The sequence below is a fragment of the Shewanella pneumatophori genome (genome assembly GCF_023283895.1).
Classification (GTDB): domain Bacteria; phylum Pseudomonadota; class Gammaproteobacteria; order Enterobacterales; family Shewanellaceae; genus Shewanella; species Shewanella pneumatophori.
In genome coordinates this window covers 15,363-34,978 of sequence record NZ_JAKILB010000014.1, presented here as the reverse complement: position 1 = coordinate 34,978, position 19,616 = coordinate 15,363, and the positions used below count along the sequence as shown (strand labels likewise).

Here is a 19,616-nt window from a genome sequence, read left to right as displayed (position 1 = left end):
GCTTATTTCAGCTGCGCCAAAATGTTTCCTGATAGATACTCTGCAAAGTTATGACCGTGGTTTTGCAGCATTTTAGGGAACATTGAGATATGAGTTTGCCCAGGGAAAGTATTAATTTCATTTAGCAAAATTTCATTTTCGTCAGTTAAAAAGAAGTCGATTCTTGATAAATGACGTAGCTTCATACCTTTGAATGCTTTAATCGCATATTCTTGAATTTGCTTAGCGATCGCGTCATCAACATCTGCTTCAATGACCGTTTGTGCTTGGCTATTTTCAGCGTATTTTTCATCGAAACTATAGAAAGTATTGCTAGCACAAACAATCTCACCCGGTTTCGTAGCGATGATTTCACCGTCAACTTCATAAGTCGCCACTTCTAGCTCACGTGCTTTGATTGTTTTCTCTACCACTACATAAGGTGAGTATTTAAAGGCTTGTTCAAGTGAATTGGCTAATTGCTGGATGTTATCAACGCGGTAACAGCCAACAGATGATCCTTGTGATGCCGCTTTAATGAAAATAGAGCCCCATTTTTCAAGTGCTTGCTCAGTTTGTTGAACGGCATCTTGGTTAAATTCGTTTAAGAAAATATATGGCGTGTTGGGGATCCCAAGGGCGCTAAACCACATTTTTGCGGTAACTTTATTGAAGCAGTTACTGCTGGCCTCTGAGTCACAACCAAAATAGGGTAGGTTGATTAACTCAAAATAGGATTGAATATCACCTGTTTCACCTGGGTAGCCGTGAATACACGGGATAACATAATCGACATCCCATGGTGCTTTACTGTCATCGTCGAAACGAATTTGCTTACGATTGGTTAACTCACATTTATCGCCGGCTTGAGTGTGATATTGTCCTTCAGCATTGAGCTCTACACGAAGTACATTGAAATGAGGCAATGTAGCGAGCTGCGCTTCGAAAAAATTGGCTGATAAAAGTGAAATGCTGTGCTCGTCAGCTCCGCCACCGCAGAGCAGTAATAAATTGGTTTGGGTCATTTTGTCTCCAGAAGTTACCCATAGCGGGATTACTATGGCGTAATCCCTTTTTAATGCAAGTATTGCAGAGTTTAATCTGATTAAATGCTGCTTTTATATTCGTAATTAGTGCTTAGTTTGATGCTCACTTTAGCTGATAGTCACGTTAATACGTGAAAGCACTCGGGTAAAGGCGCAGACAGTTAATGTTTGTTTATATTACTGCTAGCGCCAGCTTTGTATGCTTTATTTTTTGTGAGCTTTAATTCTCTGTAAAACTTAGTCTTCTCTGTAAAATTTAGTCTTCTCGCCATAATCTTTGCGCTAAGCCTGATGCCCGCTGAGTCAAGCAGGTACTAGCATGCTCAAACACTCGCTGGCTACCTAAACAGGTAAAGTGATGTTTGGCTCGCGTAATCGCGGTATAAATAAGCTCTTTCGATAACAGTTGTTGCTGGGCAACGCTGGGTCTAATCGGCAAGACTAAAGCGACATGGCTAAATTCACTGCCTTGGCTTTTGTGCACTGTCATAGCGTAACAGGTTTCATGGCTTGGTAGTCTAGCTGGTAGCACTTTGAGTAAACTGCCATCAGCTTGAATAAAGTGTGCCATTAATCGGCCTGTTTCGCTGGTGGAGTCAGGTAAAATAAGTCCAATATCACCATTAAATAGGCCAAGGTTGTAATCATTACTTTGAATGATAAGCGGACGACCGGCGTAAAACTCTTGCTCAGGCTTAATTAAACCATTGGCCGCAAGCGCATTGGTAACACTTTGATTTATGCCTTCAACGCCGTATTCTCCTGCACGCATTGCACATAAAATTCGGTATTGGTTAAAGCTATCAATAATCGCTTGCGCTGACGGCAGAGAGTTAGCGTCAATCTGATTTAAGTAATGACCATACTGTTCAACAGCTTGGTTTAGTAACTGCTCAAGGCCTTGATTGCTAATGTTTGCCGTTGAATGAGTGAGTGCAGGCTGATTGAACTGGTTAGTTTGTTGGCTATGTTCAATCCATAACAGCTCTTGGTAGCCGGTTTGCCAAACTTGAGCAATTCGCTCAAGGTTTGATTGGTTTACCGCCGTGGCTAGCTGGCCAATACCTGCATCGCCTTGAAAGCGATGACTGTGCATTAGCATACACAAGCTATCGCCAATTTTAGGATTTGGGTGAATAAACTCTGATAACCCTGTGTCGGTAAGTTGACCCAGTAACTCAGCTTGGTCTTGAGAGTAGCGCATATGCCAGCGACTCTTTTTGCCTGATTTAGCCACTTGTTTTAAGCCCGCACAGATATCAGCAAGTACCGCACCCGCTTCAACTGATGCTAGCTGATCTTGGTCGCCAAGCAGAATAAGGCTTGCGTGTTCAGGCAGGGCTGACAACACTTTGTACATCATAGGTAAATCGACCATTGAGGCTTCATCAATCACCAATAGGTCAAGCCGTAGAGGGTTATCTTTGTTATGCCTAAATTCGTGTGAATTGGGAATAACGCCGAGCAAGCGATGCAGCGTGGCGGCCTCTTCTGGAATATTGGCAATATTGTTAGCTAAGTCGCTAATACCTGCGTGCTTAAGATCACTAGCTAAACGTTGCTTAGACGCTTTAATAGACTCACTTAAGCGCGCAGCGGCTTTACCGGTTGGCGCCACTAAGCGAATCGTGAGTGCTTGGCGGGCACATAGTAAATAAAGCAACTTGGTGACAGTGGTGGTTTTACCTGTACCGGGGCCACCGGTGATCACCGCAAGCTTTTTAGTCATCGCGGTAGCTGTGGCTATTTTCTGCCAGTCGTATTGCTGCTCAGTTGGTGTAAAGAGTTGCCCGAGTAACACATTCGCCTCTTCAAGGTGCGCTTTATCAAGCTGAGCATTAGTCTGAGCTAAGCGTTTTAGGGCGCCAGCAACATCTTTTTCATAATGGTAATAACGCTGAAGATACAGGTTACCTTTATCTAAAATTAGCGGTTTATTGTGGGCATTATCTATTGTGCCGACGGCATCAAAAGCTAACAGCTGCTCGGTTAATTGTTCAACGTCCAGCTCAATTTTGCACTGACTTATCTGCTCTTTAAACGGGTTATCTAAATCAATCTGTTTTAGCGGCAAACAAGTATGCTGGCTTGATAAATGCTGACTGACAAGCGCACAAATAAGCGTAAATAGTGGCGGTGTTTCTTGGTGTAGCTTAGTCATCTCTAGCGCAAAGTGACGGTCTAGCGAAGTGATTAAGCGCTCTTGTTGCCAAATTTTAAGTAACTCTTTAATTGGCTTTGTGGTAACGATCATTTGACCTCCGCATCGGTTGCGGTTTCACTAAATAAGGCATCGAGCTTTTCGATTAGCGCTTTTGGTGGCTTATCGTAAAATACACCTGATTGCGGCGCATTTGCTGACATACCACGTAAAAATAGATAAAAACTGCCGCCTATGTGCAGATCATAATCGTAATTAGCCATACGCAAAGCTAAGTAACGATGCAGAGCAAGGGTATAAATAATATATTGCAGATCATAACGGTGAGAGCGAATGGCTTGCAGCATATTCTGATTATGGTAAACACTGGTGTCATTGCCCAAGTGGTTAGACTTATAGTCGGCAATAAAGTATTGATTATTATGTTCAAAGGTTAAATCGATAAAGCCTTTTAGCATTCCCTGTAGCTCATCAAAATTTAAGCCTGCACTGTAGCCATACTCGATAAGCAGCGCGTTAAGTTTATCGGCATGTAGCGCATTAATGGGCAAATAAAACTCCATTTCAACCAATTTTTGCTGCTGGGTTAACTGGGCTAACATTAGCGAACCATCATTAGCTAATGGTGCATGTAACAGATCCATATACCAATCTTTAAGCACTTCAGTCCAGCTTTCATCTATGCCGTATTTAAGCATAGCAACAGGAAGCTGTTCATTGAGATCGCTGTCGGCATTAGTAAAATCAATAAGCTCCAATACAAGATGCATAAAACTACCAGCATTGGCGCCGCGCTCAAACGTAAAGCGTGACGGTGTGTCATCGACTTCATCTGTGATGACATCTACTTCAGGAAATACTTCATCGTCAGCGCCCGGCAGTACTTTTTCATGAGCAACATGTTTGACTAAGCCGGAATAACTGCCGACACGCCAAGGTGTAATATGCGCACGTTTGAGCGTTTTAGGTGCGTAGCTAACAGGCGCAGTATCACTGCTTTCAAGCTGTACTATGTCCATGTCTGCTAGATGTGTTGTTCCTGCCGCTGGCAACTCTTCTAGGCGCATAGCGATTGGACAAGTTTGCTGCAAGCGTTTAGCTTGAGTGAGTAACCTGTCGTAATCACAGGCCTTGTCGTCAATCCCTAACAGGTAACCAATAGCGGTTTCGTGCAGTTGGCTAGTCATGCCAGACTTTTTAGTAAACCGGCTATGATTGGCGATATACAAATAGCACTTCAGCACTGGGCGGGTGAGAGCCACATATAACAAACGTAGATCTTCTGCCAAGGTTTCACGTTTTTGTCGCTCCCAGCCTTCATCGGTCTGCTCAATATCCCAAATAAGTTTATTGTTATCGTGATACAGCATTGGCGACGGTTTTTTACGGTTATCTCGGCTTAGGCTCACAAAGGGGATGAAGCAAATTGGGTACTCTAAACCTTTACTCTTATGAATAGTCACAATTTGCACTAGGTTTTGCTCGCTTTCTAAACGCAGCTGCGCATCTTCACTCGGCTGGTTTTCGATAAGTGCTTGTTCAAACCAGTTGATCAGCGCGCTCATGCCGTCAAGCTCGGTGGCTTTTTGCTGCAGTAATTCACCTAAATGTCTGAAGTCGGTTAAGCGTCGCTCGCCATCACTATCGCTAAGTAAACGTTCAATAATTTGGGTTTGGCTAGCAAGGGTAAGCAGCGCAGGCATAATGCCGCGTCTTATCCAAACTTGATTAAGCTCGGCAAATTGCTCAAGTAAAGCTTGGCGTTTATCTTCATCTTGGTTGAACTGATGAATCGCTTCAGCGCTATAGCCAAGTAATGAAGTTGCAAGGGCGCTGCGCAGGGCGCGCTCATCTTTAGGGTCGCTAATTGCATAAAGCACTAAAGCCAGTTCACGTGCTTCTAAGGTATTAAACACGCTATCACGACTTAAAAATACTGCACCGACTTGGCGCTGATTTAAAGCTGACTTGATAACATTGGCTTCATGGCGGTCACGCACTAGCACTGCGATGTCTTTGGCTTTTAATGGCGCATTACCAATTAGGCATCTGTTTTGCTGCGCATCAGTAAGTAGCGATGTGATCTCATTAGCTACATCGTCAGCTAATAGCCGGCGAGCGGTAGTTTTATTTAAGCCTTTTTCTGCTTCTTCGCTCAACACCCTTATACGTAACGCGCTGTCGTCAGTTTTTTGTTCGGTTAACACTTTGCTGTTTGCAAAGCTTGAGGCTTTTACCGATTCAAAAGGGATAGATTCGCTAATAAAGGGATCATCTTTTTGGCTAAAAATACCATTAACCGCATCAACCATCTGCTTATTGGAGCGATAATTTGTATCGAGATTATAGTGTTTAGCCGTTTGCTCGCGGGCGTGAATATAGGTATGAATATCGGCGCCGCGAAATGCATAAATAGCCTGCTTAGGATCGCCAATCATCAATAAACTGAGTTTATCTTTTGCCTTTTCAGTTTCTGAACCAATATCAGCATCGGCTTGATAAATCGTGTTAAAGATCTCAAATTGCAGTGGGTCGGTGTCTTGGAATTCATCAATTAATGCAACCGGAAAACGCTGACTAATACTGCTTGCTAGCCCATGCTCTTGGGATGCTTTTAATGCCCCTGCAAGGGTGAGTAACAGATCATCTGGCGTGAGCAAGTTACGCTCGAGTTTTTGCGCGGCAAAACGCTTTGAGATCCCGTCTCTGGCACAATATAAAAAGCTGGGAATTAAGCAGGCAATCAGCTCTGCAAGGCGCTCCATATGTGCAAGTTCAGGTGCTTCTTGCGCCGTTGGGATTTGGCCACCCTTGTTTAACTTTAAATTATTAAGCGATAACGCGTCGAGCACTTTAGCGGGCGGCAAGCCTTGACCAAAGGTTGCCCAGTTATCAAGGGCGTCAAGCATAACTGCAAGCTTTGGATAACCATCAGCTTGTTTACCAAAACGCGCACCATTAAGTGGCAGTGAATGCAGTAACGTTTCGGTTTGTTCACGAGCAGTAGGCCAACTTAACTTAAAGCGGTTTAGGCTTTCATTAAGATTGACTTCAAGTTTGTCAAAAGCCTGTGGTGCAGGTTTGGCAATAGCGCTGCTCGCACCGAGTATGGGTCTAAGCTGACGTGATAGTGCATCTGGGTCGCTAAATTTTGCCTGTATAACATCGGCTAAGCTGCCGCTAAGTGGATAGCATTTCTCGCGCCAGAAATCGCGCACGGCATGATGTAAAAATTCACTGTCATCTAAGGTAAATTCTGACTCAAACAATAGCGATGATTCAAAGGCCATATCAGCCAAAATACGCTGACAAAAACCATGAATGGTATAAATTGCCGCTTCATCTAATGACTTTAGCGCTAAATCTAAGCGCTTTCTTGCCAGCGGTAAATTGTCTTCTGCGGTGGCTTCATATAGCGCATTGATTAAATCATCGTTTACTTCTAAGCCAATAAAACGGCGATACGCGAGCTGGATTTTTTTACGGATACGATCTCTTAGCTCACCCGTAGCAGCATTGGTAAAAGTTACTACCAAAATTTGCTCACAGGTAAGCGGTGACTCAATTCCGTGACCTAGCAATAAACGCACGTATAAACCAGCAATGGTAAAGGTTTTACCTGTACCCGCACTGGCCTCAATTAATCGACTGCCGCCAAAAGGTAAGGTGAGGGTGTCGAGAGGCTCAGTAACGATAGTTGCTGTTGTGCTTGTGCTATCGGCCATATTGATATCAGTCGTCATAGATTGTTGTTGGCTCATTACTTTACCTCGCCTAAATCTGCAGTATTGACGCCAGCTTCTACAAAGTTGGCTAACTCACTTAACCTGTCTTTGTGATAAAGGCTGATTAACGGCGCTAATAATTGATTGGCAATATTGCCAAAGTTATCTTCGGTAAAGTCATCGGGGAAACTAAACAAACGTTGAAAATGCGGCTCTAGGCCTTCACCTAACTGGCTTTGCTCATCGAGCCATTGAGACTGTGCCTCTAATAGTTTTTGCCAATGGGAACCCTCTGCCTCTACATAGGCTAGGGCTGTGCGCGGCATAAACATAATCGGATGCATCTGTCCTTGTTGGAAATAGCTCAACCACTGGCTTAACTGTTTTTTTGCCTGCTCTGGTGTAATAGGAGCGAATGCATGAAAATGACCGATATCAAGCAAATAGCTGGTAATTGGCAGAGCATTAGCGCTTGCTTGTTTGGTATTAGAATCAGTTTGCTGCATGGCACATAAACATAAATGACGTAAATACACGCGAATTAAATCACGGCCATTGGCTGTGCCTGGGCGATAATTGACTAAGCCTTTAGCGCTTAAGTCATCAATGCGGCCGACGAGTTTAAGATCTAACTGCTCAAAGTGTAAGTCGATATCCACCGAATGAGATTTATCGCCTTTTAAGTATAAGCTTCGGCCAATCAGTGGCTTAATATCATGCAAATATTGATTGAGCAATAAGTCATCAAATGGCTTTAACGGCAAGTTGCCTTGCGCCTTTAGCCGCTCTAATAGCTCAAGGTTTGGTTTTTCGATGCCGCTATCAATGGCGCTATCGAGCAGTACTGCCTGTAACTTATAACGCTCTAATGCATTTAAGCTAAATGGCTCATCGTTATCATCTGCTTGGATTGATAAGCTAAGATCCACTTTTAGAGTACGGTTAAAGAAATACTGCGCTGGGTTTCTGAAAAAACGGATTAAGGCCGACACTTCTAGCTCTGGTACGTTTACAGCGGTATTGGCTTCGCTACTGCTATCGTCAGTAAAAGGCAATATCTGGCTATTGGCATCGATAAAGCGTTTGTAGTGATTGTTTGAATCATCTAATCGTTTCGCTTCACTAACAACGGCAGGGCACCACTGGGCTGCATAGCTTTGCTGAATATGGTTAGAGTCCGCTTCAGTTTCCGCTGCTTGATAAAGCCTGCCATCAAAAGGCTGCAGAGGCTGCTTGATAATAAGGTGCTCACGGATCTGCTTTTCAATCGCATCAACTAAATTGGGCTCAATCTGCTCATCATGTAAATGCTGCTCAAGAGATTGCGGCAAATAAACCAGCTGACAATATTCGATAAGTTCTGATACCAACATTGACGGGATCCGCTCAGAGTCATCACGCTCGCTATTACCGATAAAGCTAATGTATAGCTGCTCTCGAGCCGATAGAATCGCCTCTAAAAATAGGTATCTATCATCTAGACGGCGAGAGCGGTCACCTTTTCTTGGTCCCATTTGTGCCACGAGATCAAAACCAACCGGGTGCTGTACTCTTGGGTAGACGCCATCATTCATCCCCAGCAGACAAACCAGCTTAAATGGGATTGAACGCATAGGCATTAAGGTACAAAAGTTAACGCTACCCGCAAGGTAACGCTGGCCAACTCGAGATTCAGATAGGCGACTGTTAAACCAGTTTTGCAATACTTCAATGGTTAATGGTGTTGTGTGGCCCGCTTCAGTGAGTTCTTCATTGAGCTTAACAATAGCGTCGCGGATCTCTTGTTGCTGCACCCGCTCATCATCGTCAACCTCATAAAAATCATCGAGAATGCTTTCAAGTTGTGCCATGCGCAGCTCAAGATTAGACACTTGTGCCAATGCTTGTTGCACTTCATCGAGGGCTTCGATGAAATCAAGCAACTTACCGAGAGCTTGTGCGGTTTGGCCTTCAACGCCATTGACCGATAAGCTGTGTTGGTAGATTGGCGCATCATCGCTAAAGCTATAACCTAAGATGAGCCTTTTAATACCAAAGGCCCAAGAGTTTTGCTCAAATGCGGGCAGTTGATATTCGGTGCGGCTGGTTTCATCACGGCCCCAACGAACGCCAGCTTGATCTAACCAGCGCTTAATGACCGCGAGGCTTTCATCATCAAGTTCAAAACGGCGCAGCACAGCTGGCACTTCAAGAATACTTAAAATATCAGTAAGGCCAAAGCGGCTTTGATTGATTTTTAACAGGTGCAAAAAGCTGGATATAAGCGGTGATTCTTGAGCAGCACCGCGATCGGCAATGGCATAAGGAATATAATGACTGCCTTGTTTGGCGCCAAAAACTGCATCAATGTACGGTGCGTAAGCAGCTACATCTGGCATCATGATCACGATATCTTTTGGGCTAAGCGCAGCTTGTTCAGTTGTTTGTGGCCGCGATAGCATTTCAAGTAAGTGATCATGCAAGGTTTCAACTTCACGCAGTGGGCTATGACAGCTTCTTACGGTAATTGAGTTATCAGATGGCTCAATTACACGGCGGCCATCTAAGCTTAAATAAAGCGCAGCATCAGGGCCAAGACTTTGGCCGCGGGTGCTGAGCTCTAAAATATCGTATTGCACCCCGCTTAACATGCTAGTTGGGTTTGGCTCTTGATAGCATTCGAAGTTAAAAGCGGTATGTTCTTCTGGCAGTTCTAGTAATAAGTCGAGCAGTTCACGACCCATTTTACCGTTATTGGCTAGCAATGGGTTGCCGACTTCAAGCTTATCTTCCCATTCTAGCTCAAGTTTATTTTTGTCTGCATATTGCAGTGCCATACGCGCACGTAGTCGGGGATCGACAATATCGCCCCAGTAATGCTGACACGGGCTCAAATTCAACATGACAACGTCGATTCGTTTAGCCAAATAGTGCAGCACATCTAATGTTTGTGGCGCCATTGATGAAATACCAAATACAAATAGACGCCTTGGTAAGGCATCTAAGTTAGTGGCGGGATCGTCTAGGGCATCAAACAGCGCTTGATGTAAATTGGCACGGTGATACTGGCTTTTGTGTAGCGTATTGGCATTAAAATCGATTAACGCACGCCACAGGATAGGCTGCCATGCTTGTGCGGGACTGGGTCTATCTCCTCTGGGCGGCAAGGTTGGCTCATTAGCTTCCCATGCTGTAATCCAGTCAGGGCGGTAAACCAAATATTGGTCAAAAATATCGGCAATTTGACCACAAAGCTGATAAAGCTTTAATGGATTTTGCGCGGCTTCTTGGTTGGCGCTAGCGATTGTTTGGTTATCGAGTGCAGCGCTGCTTGTAAGCTCTGTTTCTGCATTACCGTTATTAAGGTAATTTGCCAGAGGTAAAAAGTCTTCTCGATCAATCAGTGTCGGCAACAGCTCCATAAGCTTCCATGTCATGGCCGCTTTAGTAAATGCGTTCTCTTTTGGTACGTCGTCAAGCAAGGTGTGGCAAAGTTGCCAAATAAAGCTTGAGGGAAGAGGGAACTCAAGTCCGGCTGCGATGTTATTTTGTCTGGCAATTTCTAAACGTAACCAAGTAGACATGCCTGGACTTTGTACCAAAATATGCTCTGGCATTAACAAAGGCGTATTAGGCAAAGGGGTACGAAGCTCGGTTGCTAACAGCGCAGACAATGCTTCCATTTGGTTTGATTGCACTAGATATAACATGGCGGTCCTTTAACAAGCATGCAGTCGAAAGATGGACATAAATGCGCGCTTAAAGTTGTTAAGAAAATATACATTAACAGCTGAGTGGCTGTCCGTAATGTCCAAAAAAAGAACACATTTTTAATAGGATAAGTATTGTAAGCTATTTTATGTGTTTGTCTTATTAAGTGCCAATCTCTGTATCAAGATCTTGATTTTCAACCATCTCGACTGCTTGATTAATAATCGAGAAAAGCGCTTAGTTCGCTTTGGATCCATATTCTGATATTTTAAGGCAATAAAATACTGGGTTAACTTGGTAAAATCCGCAGTTATGCTAGGGAAAGCTGCTGTTACTCGTTGATTATATGCTTGGGGTCCTTCGTGGTGCTTTCGAGGTAGTCCGCGCTTATTGAGCATTTTACACACCGAATAATAGGCGTTGAGATGCTTGTCAGTTGAGCGCCTAAATTGGATGAGTCCGGCGCTATAAGCAATAGAGAGTCCGATAACGCTTAAACTGACAATAATGAATATTGTGACTTTAGTACGAGTAACATTACCTAAAATCTCTTTGAGCACTTGGCGTTGTTTTTGTTCATTAAATCCAAGTACCCAACTACTCCAAAAATAATCAATACTGGCCAAACGCATTCTAAGCTCATTAAGCATTGGATTATCACGGTAGGCCAAGCTGCTAAATGGATTGTCCATAAGATAGCTGGTTTCTGGGTCGAAGAATGCATCAAAGCCTTGCTCGACGCGCTCAGGAGCGATCATAGCGGTTGGGTCGAAACGCACCCAACCTTCATCCTCGAGCCAAACTTCTACCCAAGCATGTGCCATATATTGATAAATACTGTAATAGCCCGCTGTTGAGTTTAATTCGCCGCCCTGGTAGCCGGTAACTAAACGGGTCGGGATCCCCGTTGCACGCGCCATAAATGCAAACGCACTCGCGTAATGCACACAAAATCCTGCTTTATTGGTAATTAAAAAATCATCTATTTGCTGCTCGCCAACACGCGGTGGCCTCAAAGTGTAATAGTAAGGCTGCTCGGTAAAATAACGCATCATTGCATTAAGTCTTGATTTTGGCTCTGGGTTGCTAAGGGCAAACTCATTTGCTAAGGCGCGAGTTTTGGGGTTACTCGACCTTGGCAGTGCGAGGTTAATATTGCGCACATAAGGACTTAGTTTTGGCTCCATAATTAGTTGCTCACGACTTATTACTTGATATAAGCGCTTTTGCTCAATCGGGCGCTCAGCTAAAAGAGTAAAGTCGTTAAGGGCGCGAATGCCTCTATCACTAGTGTTTGCAACATCTAAACCAAATAGCCATTGCTGGTGGCTAGGCTCTGCAATTATTGAATATTCAAACTGATTGCCAATAACGCTGCCTGCTTTTGTTAGGTGTTGAGGCCTTTGAGCTATGTCATCAATTGCGTTATTTGGGTTTAGACTATTTTTGTTGGTTATACGTGGGTTTTGTAACCAGGTTTTGCCGTCATAATCTTCCATCACAATGGCTCGCCAATAGAGCTTTTCATTCGTGGGGGCTTGCCCTGAAAATGTGGCTCGAAAGGCTAGCGCACTTGAACGTGTTAACTCATTTATATCACCAAAACTTACGCTGTCAGACAATCCTGTTTGCGCTTTATTTTGCGGTGGAACCAGCCATAAAGGGGCAAGTCTAGGCAATACTAAAAATAGAATGATTGCAAAAGGTAGGCTTTGCAGCAAAATTTTACTGCCTAGTAACCCGGCATATTTAAAGTTCTTTTCATCGTGGTAAAGGCTAATTAGCACGCAGGTATTAATAATGGTTACAACGAGTAAATGCAGGGTCGATAATAGTGTTTGCTGGTGGATAAAAGTAAATGCAATCAGGAAGTAGCCAACAAGCACTACAGCTTGAACGTCACGTCGGTTACGCATTTCGATGTATTTTAGTGCGTAGCCGAGGATCAACAAGTTAACCATGGCGTTTAGTACACCAATCTGGCCTACAACGATTGCAAGTGTTGTTGCAGAGGCGAGGGCAAGCGCTGTAACCAGCCATTTAGGTGGCTTGGCAACCCTGCCTAAATAAATCCCGATCCGCCAAAAAATACAGATGGCGCAAATTGCTAAAGACCAAAGGGTTATTTGTTGATATAGCGGCGATAGGATCGCAATATTGGTTATTAGCAGCCACATTAGCGTGTGACGTGAGATATTTTGATTTTCTATGCTTGTCATTTTCGTGGCCTCCTCGCTGGTGAACGTCGAGGAAACAGCGCTAATTGAGTTTGTACGTGAAGCCTATGTTTTTCGCCGTGAGCGGGCGGGATAGATTGGCCTGAGAGGGTTAATCCAAAAACTTGATTATTTTGACTTAACTGCTCTGTATGCCATGCAAGGTGACTCAGTGCGAGCTCAATATCATCAGCATTATCTTCTAACGCTAACCACATTGGCGCGCCGTGTGGTTGTTCAAACTCTTTGGTTAACATGCCGCGGCCCTGTGCCCATTGTTTCCACGCAACTTGCTTTAATGGTTCACCAGTTTGATACTCTTTTAGCCCTTTAAACTCATCAACGCCAGAGACATATTTACCACTATGTTCTTGTTCATCACCGGGCTTTGAAATAAAAGAGACCGGATTTGAATCGACAATCGGCTCTGCAAAGACTAATTGCGATAAATCCAGATCTATATTGGACCATGCGCGACATAGGCCAAGTGGGTAACGGCTTTCAACTTTTAAGCGACCAGGTCGATTAATCCCGCGGCGTACCTTGTCAACAGTCACTAACAGTTGTGATTGCTGATTATTTACTGACTTGATGCTATGTAGTGGCTGGTCTTTAAATTGGCACTGGATTTCAAATGCTTGGCGCTTGCTCGATAACTGAATAGGATAGTAAATGGGACTTCCTGCAAAATGACCACTTTGTTGCCTACTTGAAAGGGTTAAGCCTGCAAGGTTTTTATAGCTATAAATAATACAGGTGTTAAATACGCTTAACAGTAAAAAGCTTAGCCCCATAATCAGGTTATTTTGATAGTTGGTACCGAGTAAAAAAAGCAAAACCACTAAAACCAACCAAGCGATGCCAAAGCCCGATGGGAGGATAAAGATACTTTTATGGCTTAAAGTGATTTGCTTGCTGGCGGGTAATCGCCTAGAAAGCCATTTTAGCCAACCTTGTTGTAGTTTTTGTTTACCGCGATTTTGCATAAATCCCTATTTCTATCTTATTGTTATGACTGGCAGTTATACTGCTTATCAATTGCTAGCAGTTACAAGATAGGGTTAACTTGATTAAGAATTTTATCTGATACAGCTTCGCCTTGTTGTTGCGAGTGTTGCCTTATTCGGTGTTCGGCAACATGAGGAAAGATTGCCTGTACATCTTCCGGGACTATATAGGTTCTTTGGTTAATAAATGCCCAAGCCTTAGCGGCTTGTAGTATGGCTATGCTTGCTCTAGGCGATAAGCCGGGGGATTGAGCTTGGTCTCTTGAAGTGTTCACCAACGCGAGAATATATTTAAGCAGTGCATCAGAGGCGCAGACATCGTCAACTTGCTTTTGTAGTGCTTGCAGCGATGTGGCCGATAAACATTCTGGTAAGTCTGCGATGCTTTGATTGGGATCTTGATTCTTTAACATCGCAAGCTCAGCTTCTGGTGCTGGGTAGCCGATGGATATGCGCATCATAAATCTGTCTAATTGTGATTCTGGCAGTGAAAAAGTACCAGATTGCTCGGTTGGGTTTTGTGTTGCAATAACAAAAAAGGGTTGTGGTAGAGAGTAAGTGGCACCGTCGACAGTGATTTGTTGCTCGGCCATGGCCTCTAAAAGTGCACTTTGGGTTTTTGGACTGGCGCGATTAATCTCATCGGCCAAAATCATTTGGTTGAAGATAGGGCCTGGGTGAAAGTTAAATTGCGCTTGCGACTTATCAAAAATAGACACTCCAAGAATATCTGCTGGCAGCATATCACTGGTGAATTGAACGCGCTGATAGCTAAGCCCTAAACTGTGGGCAAGGCCATGGGACAAACTGGTTTTGCCCATACCGGGAAGATCTTCGATCAGTAAATGACCACGGGCAAGAATACAAGTGAGGGCAAGTTTTATTTGATGGGGTTTACCAAGCAAAACTGTTTCAAGCTGCTGTAGAAGGTTGTTGATAGTTGAGTTATGCATACACACCCTGTGTTGTTATTTTTATAAATCCAGTGTGTTAACTACTATGGTGCAAATTGGTTGTGCTTACTAGCTTTTAGCGTGTTTTATTCATGATTTATTCTGTGTTTTTTGCGCATTTACATTCTAGTAAAAGTGTTGTTAAAGAGGGGGAATTAACAGCTGAGCAAAAGTTGTAGAGCAGGGTATTGAAAGAGCAATAAAAAGATAAGAAAAAGCTACAGCATGATAATCAGTCGCCATAGCCTTTTCTTTGAGTGTGATTCGCGCTTATGCCAAATCAAAACGGTCAGCGTTCATCACCTTTACCCATGCATTGATAAAGTCATTGATAAACTTTTGCTTACTCGTATCTTGGGCGTAATGCTCACAATAGGAGCGTAAAATCGCGTTTGAACCTAAGACTAAATCGACACGGGTTGCGGTCCATTTTAGCTTACCGCTTTCTCGATCTAGGATATGGTATAAATTATCACTTTTAGGCTGCCAGCTATAATTCATATCAGTGAGATTGACGAAAAAATCATTACTGAGTACGCCAATATTGTCGGTGAATACGCCATGCTCTGTACCTGCGTAATTAGTACCTAAAACGCGCATACCGCCTATTAGTACAGTCATTTCTGCGGCGGTAAGTTGCATTAATTGGCTGCGCTCTAACAGTAACTCCTCAGCTGAGACGCGATAATCTGCTTTTAACCAGTTTCTAAAGCCGTCATGTAATGGCTCTAATACTTCAAAAGAGTGCTCGTCAGTGTTTTCTTGGCTTGCATCTCCTCGGCCTTGGGCAAAAGGTACCTCAACCTGACAACCAGCTAATTGCGCAGCGTGTTCTATTGCTGTATTACCAGCTAAAACAATTAGATCTGCCATTGAAATTGATGAATTCAATTGGCTTTGGATCTGTCTTAGTGCAGTAAGCACTTTGGTAAGTTGTTCAGGTTCATTACCTTGCCAACTGCTTTGTGGAGCAAGCTGAATACGAGCGCCATTAGCACCGCCGCGACGATCTGAGCCGCGGTAAGTGCGAGCGCTGTCCCAAGCGGTAATAATAAATTCAGACGGGGAAACATCACTTGCTAAAATGGCCTGTTTAAGTGAGGTCAACTCAGATGCGTCTAACCGATTGGAGTTGAGTGGGATAGGGTCTTGCCAGATAAGCTCTTCTGCTGGAATATCCGCGCCGAGATAACGGGTCTTGGGTCCGAGATCTCTATGGGTGAGTTTGAACCATGCTCGGGTAAATACATCGGCAAAATATGCAGGGTCTTGGTAAAACTTCTCCGCGATTTTACGGTATTGCGGATCAAATTTTAGTGCCATGTCAGCATCGGTCATTATTGGATTCTGGCGTTTAGTTGGATCCTCAGCATCAACAGGCATATCCTCTGGTTTGATATTCACCGGTTCCCATTGCCAAGCCCCTGCGGGACTTTTTTGCATCCACCAATCGTAATTTAGTAGTAAGTGGAAGTAACCATTATCCCATTGGGTTGGATTAGTGGTCCAAGCGCCTTCAAGGCCGCTGGTGACTGCATCAGCGCCTATGCCGCGTTGCTGTTTATTTAGCCAGCCAAATCCTTGATCTTCAAGCTCGCCCGCTTCGGGTTCTGCCCCGAGTTGGCTTGCGTCACCATTACCATGACATTTACCAACTGTGTGGCCGCCAGCTGCAAGTGCAACGGTTTCTTCATCGTTCATCGCCATTCTGGCAAAGGTAATTCTGACATCGTGAGCGGTTTTAATGGGATCGGGTTTTCCATCAACGCCTTCAGGATTCACATAAATTAACCCCATCATCACTGCAGCGAGTGGATTGTCTAAATCTCGCTCGCCAGAGTAGCGGCTATTTTCAGTATCGCTGGTGGCTAACCATTCCTTTTCAGCGCCCCAATAGGTGTCAATTTCAGGAGTCCAGACATCTTCTCTACCGCCGGCAAAGCCGAACATTTTAAGCCCCATTGATTCATAGGCCATATTGCCAGCTAAAATTATCAAGTCCGCCCAAGAAAGCGCATCGCCATAGCGTTTTTTGATTGGCCATAATAGCCTTCGAGCTTTGTCTAAATTGCCGTTGTCAGGCCAACTGTTCAGTGGTGCAAAACGTTGACTGCCACGACTGGCACCACCACGCCCATCTGCAATTCGGTATGTACCTGCTGAGTGCCAAGCTAAACGGATCATCAAGCCGCCATAATGGCCCCAGTCTGCCGGCCACCAAGATTGAGACTGGGTCATAAGATCTTTTAAATCTTGTTTAACAGTCTCCAAATCTAAAGTGTTAAAAGCCTGTTTATAGTTAAAATCTTTGGCTAGGGGAGAGGTTTTGGTGTCATGTTGATGCAAAATATCGAGATTTAGCGATTTTGGCCACCATTGGTTTTGTTTGCTTTGTTGAGTGGTGTTTGCACCGTGCATGACAGGACACACACCTTTACCTTGAGAGCTATTCATTATTAGCTTCCTTGTATTGCTCATTAAGATTAACGGTTAAGCTCACTTTGCAAAGAACACTTGGCTGTGCTATCGGCAAGGGAGTAAGTTTTATATTGATTGCTATAACAGTAGAACAGTTTTCAGTTTTTGATAGCGTAAACGGGCGGTTCTGGTATTGGGACGTTAACCAAGTTGTAGCTACGGGGAAGCTTGGAGTGAATAGCGTATTAAAGCTATGTTGGGCCTTATTGGTTTTGTGGAGCTTTGTTTAAAAGAGAATGATATTAGTGGGCGGGCTGCTTAAGAAAAGCAGCCCGCTACTGAATGATATAGCAGGTTAGCTGTGTAGGTTTAAACGCTAACAGCTAATGCTGATGTTAGTAACGAATGCAAGTAGCTAATGTAAATAGTTAATGCAAGTAGCTTTAGCTAGTAATTAAAGCTAGTAGCTAAAGTTTAGTTCGTCTGCAGATAGTAACTCGGCTTGTTTGCCTTGTCTGACTTGATAAATAACTTTATAGCTAAATACTGCTTGCACGTACTCTCGGGTTTCTCGATAGGGAATAGATTCAATAAAGCTAATTGCGTCAAGTTTACCATCGCTTCTCTTCAACCAGCTTTTAATTCGATGAGGCCCGGCATTATAAGAGGCGGTTGCGAGCACTTTATTTTGGTCAAATTGTTTTAATAGACCACTGTAATAGGCGCTACCTAAAGCAATATTGAGCTTTTCATCATACAAACTTTTAATACCGCGATAAGGCAGCTTAGCTTTTTTGGCTGTTTGCTTTGCTGTGGCTGGCATTAGCTGCATATAACCACGTGCACCAACGCCTGATGTCGCATTAGGATAATAGGCACTTTCTCGTCTTGATATAGCGCGAATTTCATCAATATCGACGCGGTACTTTTTGCTGGCTTGGGTAAAAGCATCTTGCGCTGCATAAGGGAAGCGCATTTGCATGTCATTCCATAGTTTGGCTTGGATACTCGCTTGGACACCTAAACTATGCCATTTCTGCTCAACCGCATAGACGCCATATTCTGTTTGCATGGCTTTATTGTGACGCTTTAACAGCATCACCCATTCGGCTCGAGCATCAGACTGTTTATCGATAGCCAGCAGTTCACGCACTCGCGCGAGGCCTTTATCTGCAAAAATACTGTCTATTAGACTTGGGGAACTCTTGCTAGTTTGATCTTGTAATTGAAAAGGTTTTTTAAGTTTTGCCGCAGCAAGATAACCATAGAAGTTACGTTCTAAGCGCAATTCATCAAACAATGCCTGAGACTGCTGTTGGCTTTGTTTACTGTTTTCTCGTGCTAATACTTCTGCACGCCAATATTTCCAGCGCGCAGTATTCTGTTTTTGTTCGCTAAGTAGCGGTAAGTATTTAGCAAAACTTACCTGGTCATTATCGCGCAGCGCCCAACGCAAGCGCATTTCGACTAAATCGTCACTATCAAGTAGCGGCAAAATCGTATCGGCGTAACTTTGCAATTCAATGACTTGATAGATCAATGTTCGTCTAACTAAATAGCGACTTAGTTTGCGGCCTTGATAGTCAGTAAATCGGTCGGCCTTTTGATAAGCGGCAAACAGTTTAACGGCTTGTTTAAGATCTTTTTTAGCAAGCTTTCTCAGCCCTAAATCAACTATGGTGGCATTGATTTTAGCGCTACCACTGAATTTTGATTTATGGCGCAGACTACGAGGGTCTTTATAAACTGCAAGCAAACGCTTGGCATCATTTTTATTACTGGTTAGTTGTCTTGATAAATAAGAAAGTAAGCCATATTGGCCCTGCTCAAAACTGAGTAACATACGTGACCAAATGAGTTCTTGGGTGCGATGGCCGGCTTTTTGCCACTCTCTAAACAGTGGATCACACTCTTTAGGGCGAGAACGTCCATGTAGCCAGAGTGTTTTCGCGCCGTCGTAGGCAAGTTGACTATCGCCTTTTTGTAATTGAGCTCGGTAGTAATAACATTGCAGTACAACATTATTAGGTTGATTGGGGCTAATAGTTAAAAAGTCTTGCCAACGTTTTTCGCTGCCACTGCGTTTGAGGTAGCGATAGCGTCCTGTGTTGTATAAAGGGCTACCCTTAAATGCTTGTAACTCTTTTAAAGCTTTATCTGCAGGGAGCTTGAGGATGTTGCTTATGTTGTTATGGAAGTCTAAATAAATAGCCAATGGGTAATCATCAAGTTTATCGCGCATTACTTGATATTGGCTTAAATGCTGCTTTTTGAGTTTACTTCGAGCGTCAAGGTAAAGCTGCTGATCTTCAGTCAATGAAGATGCAGCAGCAGACCATGATACTGCAAATGTTACTACTGCCATCAAAATGCGACTTAACTGCTTGTGCATTTACAACAATCCTCTTAAATATCCTTATA

Annotated in this window: 9 protein-coding genes; all 9 read right to left on the bottom strand. The window is 43.7% G+C overall.

Annotated features, from left to right (window positions below; all coding sequences use genetic code 11):
* Positions 1-2 precede the first annotated feature (2 nt).
* Positions 3-1,004, bottom strand: coding sequence for a D-alanine--D-alanine ligase (locus L2740_RS17640; RefSeq protein WP_248951387.1), 1,002 nt, complete (start codon positions 1,002-1,004; stop codon positions 3-5).
* Positions 1,005-1,281: 277 nt separating this feature from the next.
* On the bottom strand, positions 1,282-3,279 hold the full coding sequence (gene recD, locus L2740_RS17635; RefSeq protein ID WP_248951386.1) for an exodeoxyribonuclease V subunit alpha: 1,998 nt from the start codon (positions 3,277-3,279) through the stop codon (positions 1,282-1,284).
* Positions 3,276-6,929 carry an exodeoxyribonuclease V subunit beta gene (gene recB, locus L2740_RS17630; protein WP_420833545.1) on the bottom strand — a complete coding sequence of 1,218 codons (3,654 nt, stop codon included), beginning with the start codon at positions 6,927-6,929 and terminating at the stop codon, positions 3,276-3,278. The genes recD and recB overlap by 4 nt, the downstream gene beginning before the upstream one ends.
* A 17-nt stretch (positions 6,930-6,946) precedes the next feature.
* Positions 6,947-10,600: an exodeoxyribonuclease V subunit gamma gene (gene recC / locus L2740_RS17625; RefSeq protein WP_248951385.1), complete on the bottom strand. Its 3,654-nt coding sequence runs from the start codon at positions 10,598-10,600 to the stop codon at positions 6,947-6,949.
* 147 nt (positions 10,601-10,747) lie between these two features.
* Entirely contained in the window at positions 10,748-12,820 is a 2,073-nt protein-coding gene (locus tag L2740_RS17620) for a transglutaminase TgpA family protein (protein WP_248951384.1), read from the bottom strand.
* A complete protein-coding gene (locus tag L2740_RS17615; RefSeq protein WP_248951383.1) occupies positions 12,817-13,803 on the bottom strand; it encodes a DUF58 domain-containing protein in 987 nt (328 codons plus the stop codon). The genes L2740_RS17620 and L2740_RS17615 overlap by 4 nt, the downstream gene beginning before the upstream one ends.
* Before the next feature lie 62 nt (positions 13,804-13,865).
* Entirely contained in the window at positions 13,866-14,777 is a 912-nt protein-coding gene (locus L2740_RS17610; protein ID WP_248951382.1) for an AAA family ATPase, read from the bottom strand.
* 270 nt (positions 14,778-15,047) lie between these two features.
* A complete protein-coding gene (gene katG, locus L2740_RS17605) occupies positions 15,048-17,231 on the bottom strand; it encodes a catalase/peroxidase HPI (RefSeq protein ID WP_248951381.1) in 2,184 nt (727 codons plus the stop codon).
* 424 nt (positions 17,232-17,655) lie between these two features.
* A complete protein-coding gene (locus L2740_RS17600; protein WP_248951380.1) occupies positions 17,656-19,587 on the bottom strand; it encodes a transglycosylase SLT domain-containing protein in 1,932 nt (643 codons plus the stop codon).
* Positions 19,588-19,616: the final 29 nt, after the last annotated feature.